The organism is Sphingomonas sp. BL-S-29 (assembly GCF_055521495.1).
Map to the genome: position 1 here is coordinate 351029 of NZ_CM145482.1, position 19708 is coordinate 370736.

General features: G+C 65.7%; 19 protein-coding genes. 9 read left to right on the forward strand and 10 right to left on the reverse strand.

The features are described from left to right. Window positions 1-12: 12 nt before the first annotated feature. Together ACZ1I2_RS01640 and ACZ1I2_RS01645 are read left to right on the forward strand one after the other, a co-directional pair. Complete coding sequence (locus tag ACZ1I2_RS01640; protein WP_465175330.1) at window positions 13-2376, forward strand: TonB-dependent receptor; 2364 nt, start codon at window positions 13-15, stop codon at window positions 2374-2376. An 82-nt stretch (window positions 2377-2458) separates the two neighbouring features. Continuing rightward, window positions 2459-3703 carry a spinster family MFS transporter gene (locus ACZ1I2_RS01645; RefSeq protein ID WP_465171334.1) on the forward strand — a complete coding sequence of 415 codons (1245 nt, stop codon included), beginning with the start codon at window positions 2459-2461 and terminating at the stop codon, window positions 3701-3703. A gap of 127 nt (window positions 3704-3830) precedes the next feature. On the opposite strand, the gene ACZ1I2_RS01650 is transcribed toward ACZ1I2_RS01645, so the two are convergent. The 7 genes from ACZ1I2_RS01650 to rpmI form a co-directional block, all read right to left on the reverse strand. Next, window positions 3831-5402: a peptide chain release factor 3 gene (locus ACZ1I2_RS01650; RefSeq protein WP_465171333.1), complete on the reverse strand. Its 1572-nt coding sequence runs from the start codon at window positions 5400-5402 to the stop codon at window positions 3831-3833. Between the two features lie 18 nt (window positions 5403-5420). Beyond that, entirely contained in the window at window positions 5421-6296 is an 876-nt protein-coding gene (locus ACZ1I2_RS01655) for an aldose 1-epimerase family protein (protein WP_465175329.1), read from the reverse strand. A gap of 111 nt (window positions 6297-6407) precedes the next feature. After that, a complete protein-coding gene (gene pheT / locus ACZ1I2_RS01660) occupies window positions 6408-8783 on the reverse strand; it encodes a phenylalanine--tRNA ligase subunit beta (RefSeq protein ID WP_465175328.1) in 2376 nt (791 codons plus the stop codon). Next, window positions 8780-9934, reverse strand: coding sequence for a phenylalanine--tRNA ligase subunit alpha (pheS, locus tag ACZ1I2_RS01665; protein WP_465175327.1), 1155 nt, complete (start codon window positions 9932-9934; stop codon window positions 8780-8782). Before pheS ends, pheT begins: the two co-directional genes overlap by 4 nt. Beyond that, entirely contained in the window at window positions 9931-10404 is a 474-nt protein-coding gene (locus tag ACZ1I2_RS01670; RefSeq protein ID WP_465181560.1) for a GNAT family N-acetyltransferase, read from the reverse strand. The genes pheS and ACZ1I2_RS01670 overlap by 4 nt, the downstream gene beginning before the upstream one ends. Window positions 10405-10495: 91 nt before the next feature. Continuing rightward, window positions 10496-10861 carry a 50S ribosomal protein L20 gene (gene rplT, locus ACZ1I2_RS01675; protein WP_272623763.1) on the reverse strand — a complete coding sequence of 122 codons (366 nt, stop codon included), beginning with the start codon at window positions 10859-10861 and terminating at the stop codon, window positions 10496-10498. A 17-nt stretch (window positions 10862-10878) separates the two neighbouring features. Next, on the reverse strand, window positions 10879-11082 hold the full coding sequence (gene rpmI, locus ACZ1I2_RS01680; RefSeq protein WP_272623764.1) for a 50S ribosomal protein L35: 204 nt from the start codon (window positions 11080-11082) through the stop codon (window positions 10879-10881). A 157-nt stretch (window positions 11083-11239) separates the two neighbouring features. On the opposite strand from rpmI, the gene ACZ1I2_RS01685 reads away from it, so the two are divergent. Continuing rightward, window positions 11240-13417, forward strand: coding sequence for an AsmA family protein (locus ACZ1I2_RS01685; RefSeq protein WP_465175326.1), 2178 nt, complete (start codon window positions 11240-11242; stop codon window positions 13415-13417). A 7-nt stretch (window positions 13418-13424) separates the two neighbouring features. Here ACZ1I2_RS01685 and hisN read toward each other — a convergent pair whose 3' ends face one another. After that, window positions 13425-14207: a histidinol-phosphatase gene (gene hisN, locus ACZ1I2_RS01690; protein WP_465171327.1), complete on the reverse strand. Its 783-nt coding sequence runs from the start codon at window positions 14205-14207 to the stop codon at window positions 13425-13427. An 88-nt stretch (window positions 14208-14295) separates the two neighbouring features. On the opposite strand from hisN, the gene ACZ1I2_RS01695 reads away from it, so the two are divergent. The 3 genes from ACZ1I2_RS01695 (at window position 14296) to ACZ1I2_RS01705 (ending at window position 16388) form a co-directional block, all read left to right on the forward strand. Continuing rightward, window positions 14296-15381: a phospholipase A gene (locus ACZ1I2_RS01695; RefSeq protein ID WP_465175325.1), complete on the forward strand. Its 1086-nt coding sequence runs from the start codon at window positions 14296-14298 to the stop codon at window positions 15379-15381. Window positions 15382-15947: 566 nt separating this feature from the next. Next, the gene (locus ACZ1I2_RS01700) at window positions 15948-16076 is read left to right on the forward strand and encodes a hypothetical protein (RefSeq protein WP_372856315.1); all 129 of its coding nucleotides are present in this window, start codon (window positions 15948-15950) and stop codon (window positions 16074-16076) included. A gap of 3 nt (window positions 16077-16079) precedes the next feature. Then, the gene (locus tag ACZ1I2_RS01705) at window positions 16080-16388 is read left to right on the forward strand and encodes an alkylphosphonate utilization protein (RefSeq protein WP_465175324.1); all 309 of its coding nucleotides are present in this window, start codon (window positions 16080-16082) and stop codon (window positions 16386-16388) included. 44 nt (window positions 16389-16432) lie between these two features. On the opposite strand, the gene ACZ1I2_RS01710 is transcribed toward ACZ1I2_RS01705, so the two are convergent. After that, window positions 16433-16954 (reverse strand): YciE/YciF ferroxidase family protein, encoded by a 522-nt coding sequence (locus ACZ1I2_RS01710; RefSeq protein WP_465171324.1) that lies wholly within the window; start codon window positions 16952-16954, stop codon window positions 16433-16435. A 175-nt stretch (window positions 16955-17129) separates the two neighbouring features. Between ACZ1I2_RS01710 and ACZ1I2_RS01715 the strand changes: the two genes are divergently transcribed. Then, window positions 17130-17813, forward strand: a complete 684-nt coding sequence (locus ACZ1I2_RS01715) for an endonuclease III domain-containing protein (protein ID WP_465171323.1) — start codon at window positions 17130-17132, stop codon at window positions 17811-17813. Window positions 17814-17846: 33 nt separating this feature from the next. Then, the gene (gene ung / locus ACZ1I2_RS01720; RefSeq protein ID WP_465171322.1) at window positions 17847-18548 is read left to right on the forward strand and encodes a uracil-DNA glycosylase; all 702 of its coding nucleotides are present in this window, start codon (window positions 17847-17849) and stop codon (window positions 18546-18548) included. Here ung and ACZ1I2_RS01725 read toward each other — a convergent pair. Then, a complete protein-coding gene (locus ACZ1I2_RS01725) occupies window positions 18438-19070 on the reverse strand; it encodes a 2'-5' RNA ligase family protein (RefSeq protein ID WP_465175323.1) in 633 nt (210 codons plus the stop codon). The two genes, ung and ACZ1I2_RS01725, sit on opposite strands and share 111 nt — an antisense overlap. Window positions 19071-19205: 135 nt before the next feature. On the opposite strand from ACZ1I2_RS01725, the gene ACZ1I2_RS01730 reads away from it, so the two are divergent. Further along, entirely contained in the window at window positions 19206-19634 is a 429-nt protein-coding gene (locus tag ACZ1I2_RS01730; protein WP_465175322.1) for a VOC family protein, read from the forward strand. Window positions 19635-19708 lie beyond the last annotated feature (74 nt).

Below are 19708 nucleotides of genomic sequence, written 5' to 3' on the forward strand. Positions count from 1 at the left end.
GGGGATATCTTCATGACACGCCATTATTCCATGCGCACGCTGCTCAACGCCGGCGCCGCGATTGCCGCGCTGGCTGCAGCGCCCGCCATGGCGCAGGACGCGCCGGCGGACCGGGCGCCGGCAGCAGAGGCGCCCGGCGACGATGCCGACATCGTCGTCACGGCCCGCCGCCGCGAAGAGACCCTGCTCGACGTGCCGGTCGCGGTGACCGCCTTTTCGGCGGCGAAGCTGGAGCGCACCGGCGCGCTCGACCTGACCGACCTGCAGAACATCACCCCCAATACCACGCTGAAGGACGCGCGCGGCACCAACTCCACCCTCGCCGCCTTCATCCGCGGCGTGGGCCAGCAGGATCCGGTCCCCGGCTTCGAGGCGGGCATCGGCATCTATCTCGACGATGTCTATCTCAACCGCCCGCAGGCCGCCGTGCTCGACATCTATGACGTCGACCGGATCGAGATCCTGCGCGGGCCGCAGGGGACGCTGTACGGCCGCAACACGATCGGCGGCGCGGTGAAATACGTCACCAAGAAGCTGCCCGATCATTTCGAGGCGAGCCTGAAGGCCACCTACGGCTCCTATGACCAGGCCGATGGCATCGTCAGCGTCTCCACCCCGATCGGCGACATGCTGAAGGTCGGCGTGTCGGGCGCGCGGCTGTCGCGCGGCGGCTTCGGCCAGAATACGAACCTGAACATCGACAATTACAACAAGGATATCTGGGCCGGCCGCGGCACCGTCGAGTTCAACTCGCCGGATTCGCGCCTGTTCGTCCGGATCACCGGCGATTACACGCATGACAAGTCGAACGCGCGCAACGGGTATCGCCTGATCCCGGGCCTGTTGTCGGGCGCGCCGGTGCAATCCAACGTCTATGACACGCGCGCCGGGCTCAACAGTCCAAGGAACGACATCGAGGCCGGCGGCCTGTCGATGGCGGTGACGGCCGACCTGACCGACCATCTGACGCTGCGCAGCATCAGCGCCTGGCGCAAGGACAAGTCGCTGACGCCGATCGATTTCGACGCGCTGCCCGCGGTCGATGTGGATGTGCCCGCGGTCTATCGCAACGAGCAGACCAGCCAGGAATTCCAGCTCCATTACAAGAGCGAGAAGCTGAACGGCCTGATCGGCTATTATTATCTCGGCGCCAAGGCGAGCACGACCTTCGACGTGCTGCTGTCGACGACGCTCGCGAACTTCAACGCCAATACCAAGGGCGATGTCCGCACCGAGACCAGCTCGATCTATGGCGACTTCACTTATGATTTCACGCCGCAGATCAGCCTGTCGCTGGGCGGCCGATATACCTGGGACGAACGCCAGTCCTATGTGTTCAAGGCGAGCTATTTTGGCCAGAGCGCCGAATTTGGCGGCAACCCGACCATCGTCGGCGCCCCCTCCACGGATTTCCGCGGCAAGGCGACGTTCAAGCGCTTTACCCCCCGCGCATCGCTCAGCTTCAAGCCGGTCGAAGGCCATATGCTCTATGCGTCCTATTCGGAGGGCTTCAAGGGCGGCGGTTTCGACCCGCGTGGATCGGGCACCTCGTCGCCGATCGCCAACCCGGCGGTTGGCCGGACCTATCAGGACATCTACGATTATCTCTCCTTCGACCCCGAGGTGGTGAAGACCTATGAGATCGGCTGGAAGGGCGCGGCATTCGACCGCCGGCTGACCTGGGCGCTGGACGGCTTCTATTCCGATTACAGCGATGTGCAGGTGCCGGGATCGGTCGGCTGCGTAATCGGCGGCGTCCAGTCCTTCTGCGGCATCACCACCAACGCGGCGAAGGCGACGATCAAGGGCGTCGAGCTCGAGACCAACGCCACGCTGGCGCGCGACTTTGCCGGGCCGGGATCGTCGATCTATTTCGCCGGCACGCTCGGTTATATGGACGCCAAGTACAAGACGTTCATCGGCCCGACCGGCACTGACGTCGCCGCTGTCCGCGTGTTCCAGAACACGCCCGACTGGACCCTGTCGGGCACGCTCGGCACCAGCGTCCCGGTCGGTTCGGGCACGGTCAATGCGTCGACCGTCGTTTCCTATCGCAGCCTGACACATCAGTTCGAGACGGCGAGCCCGTTCCTCGACCAGCCGGCCTATACCTTGTGGGACGCGCATCTGACCTACAGCTTTGGCGAGCGCGGGCGCTATTCGATCGGCATCCACGGCAAGAACCTGACCAACAAGCACTACAAGACGGCGGGCTACCAATATATCCGCACCGACATTGCGGGTAACCCGATCAGCGCGACGAACGTGCCGGTGCCGAACGGGCCCTATGTGCCGACCCTGGGCAAGGAAGGCATCGCCACCGCCTTTTACGGCAATCCGCGGCAGATCTTCGGGACCCTGGCCGTGAAGTTCTGAACCGCGCGACGATAGACGGCATCGGGACCGGGCGCTCGGCACAGAGCGTCCGGTCTCGTCATTTCAGGTGCAAAGGCGATCGATGACCGACACCCAATCCCGCGGATATCGCGCGCTGGCGCTGGCGATGCTGCTGCTCGTCTACACCTTCAACTTCGTCGACCGGCAGATCTTCAGCATCCTGGTGCCGGCGATCAAGGCGGAGCTGAGCCTGACCGATACGCAGCTCGGCGTGCTGGGCGGGCTGGCCTTTGCCCTGCTCTATTCGACCCTCGCTATCCCGCTTGCCTGGATCGCCGACCGGACCAGCCGAACCTGGACGATCACGATCAGCCTAGGGGTGTGGAGCGGGTTCACCGCGCTCTGCGGTTGGGCGGGGAATTTCGCGCAATTGTTCGGCGCGCGGCTCGGTGTCGGCGTGGGCGAGGCCGGGGGTGTCGCGCCTTCCTACGCCGTAATCGCCGATACCTTTCCGCCGGAGAGCCGGGCGCGGGCTCTGGCAGTTTATTCCTTGGGCATTCCGCTGGGATCGGCGGCGGGCGTGCTGCTCGGCGGCTATATCGCGACGACGGTCGACTGGCGGGCGGCATTCGTCGTCGTCGGGCTGGCGGGCGTGGCGATCGCACCGCTGTTCCGCCTGCTGGTGCGTGAGCCGGTGCGCGACCGGACCGTCGCCGCAACCGAGCCGGTGCGGCGCGTGTTCGCGATCCTGGCGCGCAAGCCGAGCTTCTGGCTGCTTGCCTTCGGGGCCTCGGCCAGCTCGATGCTCGGCTACGGTCTCGCCTTCTGGCTGCCCTCGTTGCTCAAGCGGAGCTTCCATCTCGAGTTGCAGGACGTGTCCTATTTCTACGGCGCGATCCTGCTGCTCGGTGGCGTGCCGGGCGTGCTGCTCGGCGGGATGATCGGCGACAGGTTCGGCACGAAGGACCGAGCTGCCTATGCGCGGGCGCCGGCGATCGCCTTCGTCATCGCGGTGCCGCTGTTCGCCGCGGGCATCCTGTCGTCGTCGGTGACGGCGGCGTTCCTTTTCTTCCTGGTGCCCCAGGCGCTGGCCTATGTCTGGCTGGCCCCGGTGATCACCGCCGTCCAACATCTCGTGCCGCCGCATATGCGGGCGACGGCGTCGGCGAGCTTCCTGTTCATCAACAATCTGATCGGGCTGGGAGCTGGGAGCTTTGCGCTGGGGGCTTTGTCCGACGGGCTGACCAGGCGGTTCGGGGACGAGGCGCTGCGTTATTCGATGCTGATCGGGCTGGTGCTGTATCTGGTGGCGGCGCTGCTGATGTGGCTGGCGGCGAAGCCGCTGCGCAAGGATTGGGTCGACTGACCCAGTTCGTCATGCCGGACTTGTTCCGGCATCCGTGTCTCGGCGAGCATTGCCCCTTATGACGACACGCGGCGCCTGATGCACGATGGACCCCGGCACAAGGCCGGGGTGACGTTCTGCTTGAGGCCTACCGCTCGCGCGTCGCGGCGAATTTTACCTTGGGGTAGCGGTCCGCCACGTACCCCACGTCCCAGGCCGTCTTCGCCATATAGACCGGGTTGCCGTCGCGGTCCTTGGCCATGGAGGAGCGGTTGAGATCCATGAACGCCTTGAGGTCGGCGGGATTCTCGGCCGAGACCCATCGGGCGGTGTCGAACGGCGCCATCTCCAGCCCGGCATCGACCTTGTACTCGGCGTCGAGGCGCGACAGCAGCACTTCAAGCTGAAGCTGGCCGACCACACCGATGATCCAGTTCGACCCGATCTCCGGATAGAAGACCTGAGTCACGCCCTCCTCCGCCATGTCGTCGAGCGCTTTCCGAAGCTGCTTGGTCTTGGTCGGATCCTTGAGCGCGACGCGGCGCAGGATTTCGGGGGCGAAATTGGGCAGGCCGGTGAAGCGGATCGTCGCCTTTTCGCTGAGCGTGTCGCCGACCCGCAACGTGCCATGGTTGGGGATGCCGATGATGTCGCCCGGGAACGCCTCGTCGGCGAGCTCGCGATTCTGCGCGAAGAACAGGATCGGCGAATGAATCGCGATCGGCTTGCCGTGCCCCGTCGGCGTCAGCTTCATGCCGCGTTTGAAAATGCCCGAGCAGAGCCGCATGAAGGCGATGCGATCGCGGTGGTTCGGGTCCATATTGGCCTGGACCTTGAACACGAAGCCGGTGACTTCGGCATAGTCCGGCGCGATCGCGTCGGGTTGGGCCGGCTGGGGCCGCGGGCCCGGCGCATGCTGGCCGAGCGCGCCGATCAGTTCGGCCACGCCGAAATCCTTCAGCGCCGAGCCGAAATAGATCGGGGTGAGATCGCCGCGGCGATAGGCCGCCGGATCGAAGGTGGAATAGCCGCCCTGCGCCAGTTCGGCCTCGTCGCGCAATTTCTGCAGGCCATCCTCGGAAAGGACCTTGGCCAGCGCGGGATCGTCCAGTCCGGTGAAACGCAGCGGCTTGCCCATAAATTCGCGCGACGGGCCTTCGGGCTGGCTCAGCGTATTGGCGTAGAGATCGTACACGCCCTCGAAATCGCTGCCCATGCCGACGGGCCAGCTCATCGGACAGACGTCGAGCTGCAGGATGTCGGCGACTTCGTCGAGCAGCTCGAACGGATCGCGGCCCTCGCGATCGACCTTGTTGACGAAGGTGATGATCGGCACCGAGCGCAGGCGGCAGACCTCGAACAGTTTCCGGGTCTGGGCCTCGATGCCGCGCGCGGCGTCGATCACCATCACCGCCGAATCGACCGCGGTCAGGGTGCGATAGGTATCTTCCGAGAAATCCTCATGGCCCGGCGTGTCGAGCAGGTTGAAGGTCAGGCCGTCTTTCTCGAAGGTCATCACCGAGGAGGTGACCGAGATGCCGCGCTGCTGCTCGATCTTCATCCAGTCCGAGCGGGCGCGCCGGTTCTGGCCTCGCGCCTTCACCTCGCCGGCGAGATGGATCGCGCCGCCGAAATAGAGCAGCTTTTCAGTGAGCGTCGTCTTGCCCGCGTCGGGATGCGAGATGATCGCGAAGGTGCGGCGGTCGGAAATTCCAGTCATCGCAGCGCCCCTAGCGGGTCAGGGGCGCAACGTCACGCCCAGTGCGCATGTCCAGCTGTCGCCGGGCGCGATCTCGAAGACGCCGGGCTTGTCGCGGAAGTCCCCGGCAAAGCCTTCCGGGTCGGCGATACCGTGCCAGGGCTCGATGCAAAGGAAGCGTGCGCCGGGCTTGGTCCAGATGCCGAGCTTCGCCGTATCGGGGAAGGCAATGTCGAGCTGCGCGCCGATCGGCGCACCATAGGTGACCTGGCGCGATTGGACCGGATCCCAGATCAGTGCATCGTCGGTGAAGAGATTGTCGCGCAGCGCGAGGATGCGCCCGTCGAGCGGCGACGGGCGCGGAATGTTGCCGATCAGGCCACCGGGAACGATCTGCTTGAGCGAATCGGGCTCATCGCTGTCGAACAGGATGTGATGCGCCTCGCGCGGCTCGCCATAGGGTAGCGGCCAGGCAAAGGCCGGATGCCAGCCGAAGCTCGCCGGCATGGAAGCGCCTCCGCGATTTTCGATGCGGGCCTCGATGTGAAGCGTCGTGCCAGCGATCACGTAGGTCAGGTCGAGCGCGAAGGCGAAGGGATAGGCGGCGCGGGTTTCTTCGCAGTCCGTGAGGCGGAAAACGGCGCGGTCTGGCGCCCGTTCCAACACCGTAAAGGGCATGCGGCGGGCGAAGCCGTGCTGCTTCATCGGATAGGTGGTGCCGTCGATGCGGAGCACATCATTGTTCAGGCGGCCGACGATCGGGAAAAGGATCGGGGCGTGGCCGGTCCAGAAGGCCGGATCGGCATCGGTCATCAGCTCCCGGCCTTCGGCGTCGCGGAGATGGGTGAGTTCGGCGCCGAACGGGTTGATCGCGGCGGAGAGGCCCGAGGAGGCGATGTCGATCAGATCCGTCACAAAACCTCCGTTCGCTTCGAGCGAAGTCGAGAAGCCTTACTATGAGGCCTGTTTCTCGACTTCGCTCGAAACGAACGGAAGAGGGAAACAGGCCTCGCTTAGCCAGATGCTTCAGCCCCGCAACACCGCCCCCAGCTTTGTCGCCGCCGCCACGACCTTGTCGGCGACGACCTTCAGTTCCTCGTCGGTGAAGCTCTTCTCACCGGGCTGGAGCGTGACTTCGAGCGCAAGGCTCTTCTGGCCATCGTCGACGCCGGCGCCGGTGAAGACGTCGAACAGGCGCACGCCAGTGATCGCCGCCTTGTCCGCGCCCTTCACGGCGCGGAGCAGCGAATCGGCGCCGAGATCGACGGGCACGAGGAACGCGAAGTCGCGGCGCACGGCCTGCAGCGCGGGCGGCGCATAGGCCGGACGCATGAAGCCTGCCGAGCGCTTGCCCGGGATCGCATCGAGATACAGCTCGACCGCGGCGACCGGACCATCGAGATCGAAAGCGCGGGCGGTGAGCGGGTGGACCATGCCGAAGGCGGCGAGCACCGTCTTCGGGCCGAGGCGCAGGGTGCCGGACTGGCCGGGATGCCAGGCATCGCCCGACGCTTCGTCAATTGGCCCCATGACCTGGAGATTCTCCACCGGGGCGCCGGCCGCGGCGAGCAGCGCGAGCGCCTCCGCCTTGGCATCGAACGCGTCGAACGGGACAGCCTTGCCCTGCTGCCAGCCGCGTGCGCGGCCTTCGCCGGCGAGGACGACGCCAAGCGTCGGGCGTTCCTTGTCAGCGAGATAGCGGCGCCCGATCTCGAACAGGCGCACGGTCTGCGCGCCGCGCTTCAAATTGCGCGCTGCCGCGGCGAGCAGGCCGGGGAGCAGCGACGGGCGCATGACCTTGAGGTCTTCGCTGATCGGGTTGGCGAGGCTCCATGCGCCACCGCCGAAGGGCGCCGCTTCGGCTTCGGACAGGAAGCTCCATGTCACGGCTTCGTTGAGGCCGCGCGCGGCGGCGGCGCGGCGGGCGCGACGTTCGAGCTTCTGCTCGGGGGTCGCGGTCGGGGTGGCGACGCCGGGGATGCGATCGAGCGGAACCGGCGGGACCTTGTCGATGCCCTCGATGCGGATGACTTCCTCAACCAGATCGGCCGAGCCGTCCACGTCGCGGCGCCAGCTCGGCACCGTCACGTTCCAGCCGGCATCGACCGCGAAGCCGAGGCTTTCGAGGATCGTCTTTTGCCGGTCGGGCGCGATGGCGAGGCCGCCCAGCGTCTCGGCGCGGTTGGTGTCATAGGCAATCACGCGCGGCATCACCGGCGGGGTGCCGGCACGTGTCACGCCACTGGCCGTGCCGCCGCAGATATCGGTCACGAGACGCGTGGCGATGGCGAGACCGTCTTCGAGGAAGGCTGGATCGACACCGCGCTCGAACCGGGCGCGGGCATCACTGGTCAGCCCCAGCTTCTGGCCGGTGCGGGCGATATGGTCGGGATCGAAGAACGCGCATTCGACCAGCACGTCGGTCGTTTCCGCCGACACGCCCGATTCCTCGCCGCCCATGATGCCGCCGATGTCATGGACATGAGCGTCGTCGGCGATGACCGTCATGGTCTCGTCGAGCGCATAGGTCTTGCCGTTGAGCGCGAGCACGGTCTCGCCCGCCTTTGCCCGGCGCGCGACGAGGCCGCCCGAGAGCTTGGCGCGGTCATAGACGTGCAACGGGCGGCCGAGATCGACCGACACATAATTGGTGATGTCGACCAAGGCCGAGATCGGTTTCTGCCCGATCGCGACGAGGCGGCGGCGCATCCAGTCCGGTGCCTCGCCATTGGTGACGCCGGCGACGGTCTGGCCGAAAAAGGCCGGGCAGCCATCCGTGTCGTCGGTGCGCACGTCGGGGCCGGGACCTTCGCCCGCCACCGGATCGACCTTCAGCGGCTTGAGCGTGCCGAGGCCAGCGGCAGCGAGATCGCGCGCGATGCCGCGTACGCCCATGCAATCCTGGCGGTTGGGCGTGATGGCAACGTCGATCACCGGATCGTTGAGGCCGGCATAATCCGGGAATGCGGTGCCGATCGGCGCGTCTTCGGGCAGCTCGATGATGCCGTCATGATCCTCGCCCAGCTCTAGCTCGCGCGTGGAGCACATCATGCCGTTCGATTCGACGCCGCGGATCGCCGCGACCTTCAGCACCATGCCGTTGGACGGCACGACCGCGCCGGGCAGGCCGAACACGCCGACCAGGCCGGCGCGCGCGTTGGGCGCGCCGCACACGACCTGAAGCGGGCCCTCGCCGGCGTCGACGGTGAGGACCTGGAGCTTGTCGGCCTGGGGGTGCGGGGCAGCGGTCAGCACTTTCGCCACCTTGAAGGCAGCGAGCTTCTCGCCCGGATTCTCCACGCCTTCGACCTCGAGACCGACACGGGTCAGCGCCTCGACGATCGTGTCGAGGTCTGCGGTCGTCTCCAGATGCTCCTGGAGCCAGCTCAGGGTGAACTTCATGCCCCGACTCCCCCGGACAAGGTGGGCACGTCGAGTGCCGCGAATCCATAATGTTTCAGCCAGCGGATATCGCCGTCGAAGAAGGCGCGCAGATCGTCCATGCCGTATTTGAGCATGGCGAGGCGATCGATGCCGCAGCCGAACGCGAAGCCCTGCCATTCGTCGGGATCATAGCCGCCGGCCTCGATCACTTTGCGGTGGACCATGCCGCTGCCGAGCACTTCCATCCAGCCGTCCGACCCGCCGATCACGCGCTTGCCGTTCACGAGGCTGAAGCCGACATCGACCTCGGCCGAGGGCTCGGTGAAGGGGAAATAGCTGGGGCGAAGGCGCAGGACGATGTCGTCGCGCTCGAAGAACGCCTTGAGAAAGGTCTCCAGGGTCCATTTGAGGTGGCCGAGGGTGATGCCCTTGTCGATCACCAGCCCCTCCACCTGATGGAACATCGGGGTGTGGGTGGCGTCGCTGTCCGAGCGATAGGTGCGACCGGGTGCGATGATGCGGATCGGCTTGTTGCCGCCCGCCGCCTGCATCGCGCGAATCTGCACCGGGGAGGTGTGAGTGCGCAGCAGCATCCGCGAGGAACCGAGCGCGGCCCGCGGCGAGCCAAGCTCGCCGTCGGACGACGGGCTTTGCCCGTCGCCGGCCGTGCTCGCCTCCGGCTGCGCCGGGAAATAGAAGGTGTCGTGCATCGCGCGGGCCGGGTGAGTTTCCGGGATGTTGAGCGCGGTGAAATTGTACCAGTCGTCCTCGATCTCGGGGCCGGTCGCGACCGCGAAGCCGAGATCGGCGAAAATCTCCGCCAGCTCGTCCATCACCTGGCTGACCGGGTGGACACTGCCCGTACCGACGCCGTCGGCCGGCAGCGTCATGTCGAGCGTCTCGCGGGCGAGGCGAGCGTCGAGGTCGGCGCGGTCGAGCGCTGCCTTCTTGTCGGCGATCGCGACCGTCACCGCCTCGCGCAGGCCCTGGATGCGCGGGCCTTCGACGAGGCGTTGTTCGGGCGACATGCCGCCCAGGGTCTTGAGCAGGCCGGTGATCGTGCCCTGCTTGCCCAGCGCGCCGACGCGTACCGTATCGAGCGCGTCGAGCCCGCCCGACGCCTCCACGGCGGCGAGCAAATGTTCACGCATCTGGTCGAGATCGGTCATGCAGCCCTCTTCGTATCAAGGTCGATCGCCCAGAGAATGAGCGCGCCGTCCTCCGGATCGTCGCGCGTGCCGGTACGAACGAAACCGTTCTTTTCGAGCACGCGCTGCGAGCCCGGATTGTCCACGCTCGTCCCGGCGGTCAAGCCGGGATGTCCGTGTTCGCGCAGGATCGGCAGCAAGGCAGCCAGCGCCTGCGTCATCACGCCGCGACCTTCATGCGTCGGGGCGATGCCATAGCCGATCTCGTAGCGGCCATCCTCGTCGCGCCTGGTGAAGCTGGTCATGCCGACCACCATGTCGCCCTCGGCGATCAGCCAGGCAGTCGGCTTGTCCGTCGTCGCGGCGACCTGCGCCGTGACGCCGCGGAGCATGGCGCTGACCTCGGGCGGGGCGATGCCCCCTTCGCACTGGACCAGCCCGTCAGCGCGCGATTCCTCGCCCAGCAGCCAGGCATAGTCACGGTCAGTCATGGGGTGGAGCGTGATCATCAACTCGATTCCCAACGAAAAGGGCGCGGGTGGAAAACCACCCGCGCCCCAAATTTCGGTCGCTACAGGTCGCTCAGGCGGCCTGGGGCAGAGCCGCCTTCGCCTGCGCGATGATGGCGCTAAACGCAGCACCTTCGTGCATCGCGATGTCGGCCAGGACCTTCCGGTCGAGTTCGACGCCGGCGAGCTTCAGGCCGTGCATGAAGGTGCCATAGGTGAGGCCCTCAACGCGGACGGCCGCGTTGATGCGCTGGATCCAGAGCGCCCGGAACGAGCGCTTCTTCACCTTGCGGTCACGATAGGCGTACTGGCCGGCCTTTTCGACGGCCTGACGGGCGATGCGGATCGTGTTCTTGCGACGGCCATAATAGCCCTTCGCCTGATCGAGGATCCGGTTATGCTTTGCGCGGGTGGTTACACCCCGTTTTACGCGTGCCATTCTCTATATCCTCCAGTTCAGCTCAGACCGTAAGGCGCCCAGGCCTTCACGGTTGCGGTGTCTGCCTTGGACAGGACCGAGGTGCCGCGGTTCTGGCGGATATACTTGCCGTTGTGGCTGATCAGGCGGTGGCGCTTGCCGGCGACGCCATGCTTCAGCTTTCCGGTGGCAGTGAGCGTGAAGCGCTTCTTCACGCCGCTCTTCGTCTTGAGTTTGGGCATTTTCGTCTCCTCATATTCGCGACGATCTATGAACGGCCACGGCAGCCCATACCGGCCGGGCAGTTCCTCTTACTCGCGGAAAGGCGGGCGCATAGCGGCATGCCCCGTGGAATGCAACCTTCTGGAACTTGCGGCGTGCGCGAACGGTTGGAGGGCGATGGATTTGCCGCCTAAAACCAACCCCGCCGAAGAAACGGCTGCGAATAGGGTCGAAGAACCGCCCGTCGCGACCGAATCGGCCGCGGAAACGCCAAGTACCGGGCGGCGGCTTTCCAAGCCATGGCGAATCGTGCGCAACGTGGTGCTTGGCGTTATCGGCACGATCTTCCTTGCCTGGCTGATCCTGTACATCACCAAGGGCCGGTTCCTGAAGCATCCGTTCGAACGGACCGTCGCGGCGATGACACACCGCACGGTGAAGGTGCCGGGCGACTTCCAGCTCTATTTCGATCCGATCACCATCCATTTCGTCGCCGAGGGGATGACGATCTCCAATCCGGCCTGGGCGTCCAAACCCAATTTGTTCGAGGCAAAGCGAATCGATACGCGAATCGCCACCTTCCCGCTGATCTTCGGCAATCGCCGGATCCGGTGGCTCGACATGCTCGACGGCGCGGTGGATCTGGAGTGGAGCAAGGACCGCAAGAGCAACACCTGGACGTTCAGCGAGGGCAAGGGAAAACCCTTCGAGATGCCGCTGATCCGCCGTGCGACCGTTTCGGGGACCACGCTGCGCTATGTCGATCCCCGGCTGCAGTTATCAGTCGATCTCGCTTTCCAGACGATCAAGGCGAGCGACACGCGGTTCGAGAATACGATCCAGTTCACCGGCAAGGGTATCGAGCGGACGACGCCCTTCACGCTGTATGGGGCGATGCTGACGCCGAACGCCACCGTGACCAACGGCAAGAACCAGCTCGAAATGCATATCAAGGCGGCGCGGACCGCAATCGACGTTTCAGGCACGCTCGACGCGCCGACGCGAATCGAAGGCGCGAACCTGAAGGTCACCGCGCGCGGCACCAACATCGCCGATCTGTTCAGCATCATCGGCGTGGCAGTGCCCGAGACCCGTTCCTATCGGCTCGATTCGGCGCTGACCAAGGTCGGCGACGAGTATCGCTTCACGGGGCTGAAAGGCCATTTCGGCGACAGCGATATCGGTGGCAAGCTGACGGTGGCGATGATCGAGCCCCGGCTGAAGATTACCGCGGCGCTGGCGACCCGCACCCTGGATATCGTCGATGTGGCGCCGTTCATCGGCTATAACCCGGATGAGGTCGCAGCCCGGGGCAAGGCGGGTGTGATCACGCAGGTCGGCGGCGCGCCGCGGCTGCTGCCCGATGCGACCCTGCGCGTCGAGGCGCTGCGCAATTTCGATGCGGCCGTGCAGTACAAGGTGCGTTCGCTGCGGGCGAAGAGCGTGCCGGTGTCGAACATCGACCTGACGCTCGGGCTCGACAACAGCCTGCTGACGCTATCGCCGCTGACCTTCGACATGGCGCGCGGGCACGTCTCATCGGACATCAGGATCAACGCGCGCCAGCCAGTGGTGCACACCGATTACGACATCCGCCTGTCGCCGACGCCGATGGGCGTGCTGCTGGCCGGGTACGGCGTGGACGAAGCCGGCACCAGCGGCACGGTGAAGGCACGGATTCAGCTGACCGGGGACGGCGATACCGTCCACGAATCGCTGTCGACCTCGAATGGTCGGATCGCGATCATCATTCCGGCCGGCAGTTTCTGGACGCGCAACGTGCAGCTGTCCGAGCTCGATATCGGCACCTTTGTCCAGAAGATGTTCGAGGGGAAATTGAAGGAACCGGTGCGGATCAATTGCGGGCTGATCGCCTTCACGGTGAGGCGCGGTATCGCGGCGGCCGACCCGATCCTGATCGACACCCAGAAGAATGTGATCCTGGGCAGGGGCGGGTTCAGCTTCCGGAACGAATCGCTCGATCTCGCCTTTCGTGCCGACGGCAAGAAGTTCAGCCTGATCTCCGGCCAGTCGCCGGTGGGCCTGAACGGCTATTTCGCGAAGCCCGGGATCAACGTGGTCAGTCCGCAATTGCTGACGCGAGCTGGTGCCGGGCTTGGCCTGGCGCTGGTGGCGAGCCCGATCGCGGGTGTCCTTGCCTTTGTCGATATCGGCGACGCGAAAAGCGCGGCGTGCGGGCCCGTGCTGTCGGGCGCGACTGCAACGGCGCAGCGTACCACCAAGGGGCTGCCGCGCGACGATGTCGGCCACGGCACCACGGCCAAGGCGGAAAACGGGAAGAAGACGCCGCAGGAGCGCAAGGAGCAGAAGAAGAAGTTTCTGGGGATCTTCTGACGCGAACTCAGTGCCCGCGACAGGCCAGGGCTTCCAGAATATCCTCGATCCGTGCCGGATCGCCCGCCGCGACGACTTCGCCGATGCTGTCGGCGGTGAGCGGATCGCCCCACCAGTCGCACATGCGCCCGCCGGCGCCCTCGACCACGGGCACCAGCGCCGCGAAATCGTGCAGCTTCAGCCCGTCTTCGACGACGATGTCGAGCCAGCCCGAGGCGAGGCAGGCATAATTATAGCAATCGCCGCCGAGCACCGTGCTCATCACCGCCGAATCGAGATGTTCGAAGGCGTGGAGCTGATCGTCGCCGAACAGCGCCGGCGAGGTCGTCGCAAGCAGCGCCTTCGACAGTTCGGGGCAACTGCGCGTGGCCGCGGGCTTGCCGTTGAACAGGGTCGGGCGGCCGATCACGCCGAGCCAGCGCTCGCGCAGGATCGGCTGGTCGATCACGCCGAGCACCGGCCAACCATCGGCGACCAGCGCGATCAGGGTACCGAAGATCGGGCGGCCCGAGATGAACGCGCGGGTACCGTCGATCGGATCGAGCACCCAGGCGCGGCCGCTCGTGCCCTCGCGCACGCCATATTCCTCGCCGATGATCGCATCGTCAGGGAAGCGCGCCTCGATCGCCGCGCGCATCGCCGCTTCGGCGGCGCGATCGGCAAGGGTGACGGGCGAGGCGTCTTCCTTGGCCTCGAGCCCATGGCTGTTGCGGAAATAGGGCCGGATCGCCTCCCCGGCGAGGCCGGCAAGGGTTTCGGCAAAGGCGATCTCTGCATCGGTGACTCGCATGGCTATCGCCTAGCCGGGCCGCTCGCGGCGCGCCAGCCCGGTCAGTTGGGACTCGCGTCCGTAACAATCGGCTGGCAACACTTTGCGAATGCGCATCCAGACGATCCCCGCCGCCGCGACGATCTTGCTCCTCGCCGCCCCCGCCGCCGCTCAGCTCCGCCCGCTGGTCGAGCCGGTCGCCTCGGCCGAGGCCGCCCGGCAGGGCGTCGAGGTGTTCCTGCTCAACGAGGGCACCGCCGCGGCACCGGCCGAGGGCCCGGCCGAGATCGAGACCATCGCCGGTGACGGTGCCCATTTGCGGCTGATCATCACGCCCGACGCAGTGCTGACCGTGCAACCCGGCGCGTTCGCCAGGCTGCATTACCGGCTGGCCGCCGCCGCGCCGGCCCGGCCGGCGGGGAATGCCCAGGGCTCGGACGCGGTGCCGCCCGCGGCGCCCCCTATCCAGGTCGCGGCCGTCGAACGGGTCGTCACGGATTCATCGGGTTCGTCGAGCGGTTTCTGGGATCGCTTCCGGCCGCACGAGCCGATTTACGGCGCGGCCGGCCTGGGCGATGCCGGTGCCAAGCTGCAATTCAGCTTCGCCTTCCGCGCGCTGGGCCGGGAAGGCGGCCCCAATCTCAACTTCGCCTATACCCACACCATGTTCTGGGCGCTGGGGGAGCCCTCCGGCCCGTTCCGCGCGACCACTTACAGTCCGGAAGTCTATGTCGACATGCCGATCGACCCGACGACGACGGTCGGCGGCGGCTATCGCCACGATTCTAACGGGCTGGGCGTGGGCGGCTCGATCGACGTCAATCGCGTGTTCGTCCGCGCCGCCAGGGATTTCCGGCTGGGCAACGGCTGGACCCTGCAGCTGGTGCCCCAGGCCTGGTTCTATGTCGGACAGCAGGGCGCCGCGCCCGATCTCGACCGTTATTGGGGCTATAGCGCGCTCACTGCCTCGATCGGCCGGAAGGACGGCATCAAGCTTTCGGTGACCGGCCGCGGCAATCCGGGGACTGGCAAGGGCGCGGCCGAAGCCTATCTGTCCTATCCGCTCGCCTCCATTTCCGACGATCTGCCGCACATCTATCTCTTTGGTCAGGCATTCACTGGCTATGGCGAGGCGCTGAGCGACTATAATCGCCGCGCTACACACGCCCGGATCGGCATCGCCTTCACCCGCTAGGCGCAACGCCACTCGGGGGTGGCAGCGCGGGCCGGACCAGCCGCGGGTCGCGCATTAGCCACGCCAATTAATGGTGCAAAATCCCAATATCGCGCCGTCATTTTTCCCATTCCGATGTGGGCGGGATTGGTCGACCCAGCAATTTCAATGCTTTGCGAGTTTGGCACGCTCGATGCAGTCATCCTGGCATCGGCGGCCGGATGGTCCGGATCGCCAAGATCAGGGAATGAAACAATGTCCGTCCGTTTTCACAATGTCCAGAACCTCGCGCTCTCGTTCTTCGGTGCGCTGCTGTTCACCGCGCTGATGGTCAGCGCAGCCGTCCCCGTCGTCCCGGTCGTCTGAACCGGGACGCAGACCCAGAGAAAGACCGTAAAATGACTCGCTCCCTCGTGATCGGTTTCGCGTCCTTCGCGACGACCGCCCTCCTCATCCTCGGCCAGTACGCCGCCGTCGGCGCGATCGGCTGAGGACCCGCCCCGCCGCCCGCAGCGATAATGCGGGCGTAGCGGGGGCGAAGCGTGTAGCGTTCCGCCAGGGCATCCGCCCGATAAGGAACCGCCGCCATGGCCAAGAGCCAGAAAAAATCGAACAAGGAAGTCCGCAAGCCCAAGGCGGAAAAAGCCCCCAAGGCCAACGCGTCGAACCCTTCGAGCAAGGGCAAGGCCGTCGAAATGACCACGATCAAGAGCTGATCCATGGCCAGTGACGACGACGATTTCGTCTATGACGAAGCCAGCGGCGAATGGATCAGCGCTGCCGATGCGAAGGCGATATCGGCCGACGCCGATGCTGTCGAAGTGCGCGACTCGATGGGCAATCTGCTCGCCGATGGCGACCAGGTGACCTTGATCAAGGACCTGACCGTGAAGGGTGCCGGCCAAACGCTGAAGCGCGGCACCCTGATCAAATCGATCCGGCTGACCGGCGATCCACAGGAGATCGACTGCCGGTACGAGGGCATCAAGGGCTTGGTGCTGCGCGCGGAGTTCGTGCGCAAGCGCTGACGCGGACCGGCCGGGCCGGCCGGGCCGGCCCGCGCCGCCGTCGATCAGGCGTCGGCTTCGGCCAGCTCGGCCTGGGCGTTGAGCGTGCTTTCCGCCATCGCCGTCAGCTTCTCGTCGGTCGCCTTCTCTTCGGCCAGGGTTTCGGCGAGCACGCTCGCGCAGTCGGCGCGGCCAAGCTGTTTCGCCCAGGCGATCAAGGTGCCGTACCGCGTGATCTCATAATGCTCGACGGCCTGCGCCGCAGCGACCAGCGCTGCATCGAGCACCTGCTTGTCGGCAATATCGCCGGCGATCTCGTTGGCTTCCTTGATGATGCCGTCGATCGCCGGACAGGTCACTGCCTTCGGCTCCCGACCATGCATCTGGAAAACGCGCTCGAGCCGGGCGATCTGCCCTTCTGTCTCGCGCAGATGAGTCTCGAAGCCGGCCTTGAGGTCGGCTGCGGTCGCTTTTTCGATCATTTTGGGCAATGCCTTGGTGATCTGGTGCTCAGCGTAATAAATGTCCTGCAGGGTATGCACGAACAGGTCGTCGAGCGTCTCTATATCCTTGGTGAAAAGTCCCATGTCTCGTCTCCATTGATATTGGCCGGTCCGGCCACAGGGGGCGCCAAGCGGCAGCGGTGAAACGTCCACGATGCAATCAAGGTTGCGGGCGATATCAGCGGCTTGATCTGCATCAGTGCGATTCCGGAACCTCGCTAAGCTTGCCTGTGTTCTTATTATGTTCTATTCTGCGGGTATGCAGCAATGCTTCGATTTCCTGGCCGGGGATATCGTCCGCTGGCGCGACCGGCTTGGGCCGGTGCTGGACGGCCTGGGCCTCCCGGCACGCCGCAAGCCAACAGGTCAGTTCGTCAAATCGCTGATCAGCGGGCGAACGCGCGATCCGGTATCGCTGGCCGCCTATCATCGTCTGCGGGCCTGTTTCGGATCCGCATCCGGAATCGCCGCCGCCACGCCAGCTGAGGTGGAGGACATTATCGCCGACGTCACCTTCGCGCCGAACAAGGCCAGATGGCTGGTCGGCGCCCTCCGACAGATCGAGCGGGAACGCGGGAATTGCGACCTCGCCTTCCTGGGCCGACCACCGCTCGACGACGCTCTGGCGTGGCTCGAGCAGCTTCCGGGCGTCGGACGCAAGGTCGCCGCGTCGACGCTCAACGCCAGCACGCTTTCGCGGCCAGTGATGATTGTCGACAGCCATGTGCTGCGCATCCTGCAACGGCTTGGGTTCGTCACCGAAGCCGCGGATGCGCGGACGGCGAGCGAGACAGTGACCGCGGCCATGCCGGGCTGGAGCGGCGACGACTTCCTGTCCTTCCACATCGTCATGAAATATCTGGGCCAGACGATCTGCCGGTTCGATTCGCCCGAATGCGCTGCCTGCCCGCTCGCGGCCGACTGTCCGTCACGGCACGATTGACAGGCGCGGCCGGGTTCGGACATGCCGGGGGCCATGAGCGATGCGGTCAAACTCCATCCGAGCTGGCTCGAACCCCTCCGGCCCGAGTTCGACAGCCCCTATATGGCGGCGCTCAAGGCCTATCTCGTCGCGGAGAAGGCAGCGGGCAAGCGCATCTTCCCCAAGGGCAATGAGTGGTTCCGCGCGCTCGACCTGACCGCGCTCGAGGAGGTGCGGGTCGTGATCCTGGGGCAGGACCCCTATCATGGCGAAGGACAGGCGCACGGCCTGTGCTTCTCGGTGCAGCCCGACGTCCGGCCGCCGCCGAGCCTGGTCAACATGTACAAGGAAATGGCGAGCGATCTGGGCATCCAGCCGGCGCGCCACGGTTTCCTGGAGCATTGGGCGAAGCAAGGCGTGCTGCTGCTCAATTCCGTGCTGACGGTGCAGATGGGCATGGCCGCCTCGCACCGCGACCGCGGATGGGAGAAGTTCACCGACGCCGTCATCCGCCTCGTCAATGCGAAGCCCGAGCCGGTCGTGTTCATGCTATGGGGCAGCTATGCCCAGAAAAAGGCGGCGTTCGTCGACAGCGTGGATCGCGGCGGGCGGCATCTGGTGCTGAAGGCAGCGCACCCCTCCCCGCTATCCGCACATGCGGGTTTTTTCGGGTGCCGGCATTTCTCCAAGGCGAACGCCTTTCTCGAAAGCCATGGGCAGAAACCGATCGACTGGGCGTTGCCGGCCCTGAACTGACGCCGGCGCGGCCAGCGGCCAGCGACCGCACACGATATGCTGAGTCAGCCCGACCTTGCTGTGCACCAGCAACAGCTCGTCCGCCTGCCAGCTGATCGGCTCCACCTCCCAGTCGAACGCGTCGCCCTTGCGATAGACCAGGGTGAGATGCGGGCTGAAACGATAGGGCTGCCCGCGCAAGCGATCGACCCGCGCGATCGCGGCCGCGAGCCGCGCCTGCAGGTCGAACAGCGCCCCGATCCGCTCGCTCGGCCGCAGCACGACCGATCGGGCACTGCCGGTCATGCGATCCATCACGATCCGGAACGGCGGGACGGCAACGCACTCGCCGATCGCCTGCATCAGCGGAACGGCCCAGCCCGGCAGGCGCGGAAAATCCAGCTTGCACAGCGTGATGTGCAGATAGTCGGTCCGGACGGGCCAGCCGAGATCGAGCAGACGGCGTTCCTTGTCGATATGCGCCGCCACGGGTGCCGGCGGACGCAGCAGGAAGAGCAGGCGATCTGACCGTTCGAAGAACATGGCATGCGACTCGACAGTGTGTTCTCTTTATGTTCTATTCTTCGCAGCGTGTCCAGTCGCCGGTGGTGCTGGGCGCCTTGATTGAACCGGGCCAGCCCGACGATGGTTCAGTGCATTGCCTGAGGAGAGGAAGACATGACCAGGAGCCACCGCGGCGGATTCCACCATATCGACCTGACCGTCCGCGACGTCGCCGCGTCGAAGGCAGTGTACGGCCCGGTGCTCGAATATCTCGGCTATCGCTGCGTCAAGGACGAGCCCGAGGGGTGCGAATGGGATCTGGGCCCGGACGGGTCAGGCGCATCCCTGGGATTGAGGGTCTGCGACCCCGCGCTCGCGTCCCAAGTGCATGACCGCTACGCGCCGGGATTGCACCATCTCGCCTGGCGGGCGGCAAGCCGCGAGGATGTCGACCGGCTGCATGACCTGCTGATCGACCATGGGATCAGGGTGCTCGACGCGCCGGCGCATTATCCTGACTATTCGGGCGACTATTATGCGGTCTTCTTCGAAGATCCGGACGGCATGAAGCTGGAACTGGTCCACGCGCCCGGCTGGATCTGATCGACACGCCAGCGCGAATCAGCCGACGCGCGCGCAGGTCTTTTCCGTTGCGTCGAGCCGATAGGACGCAGGAT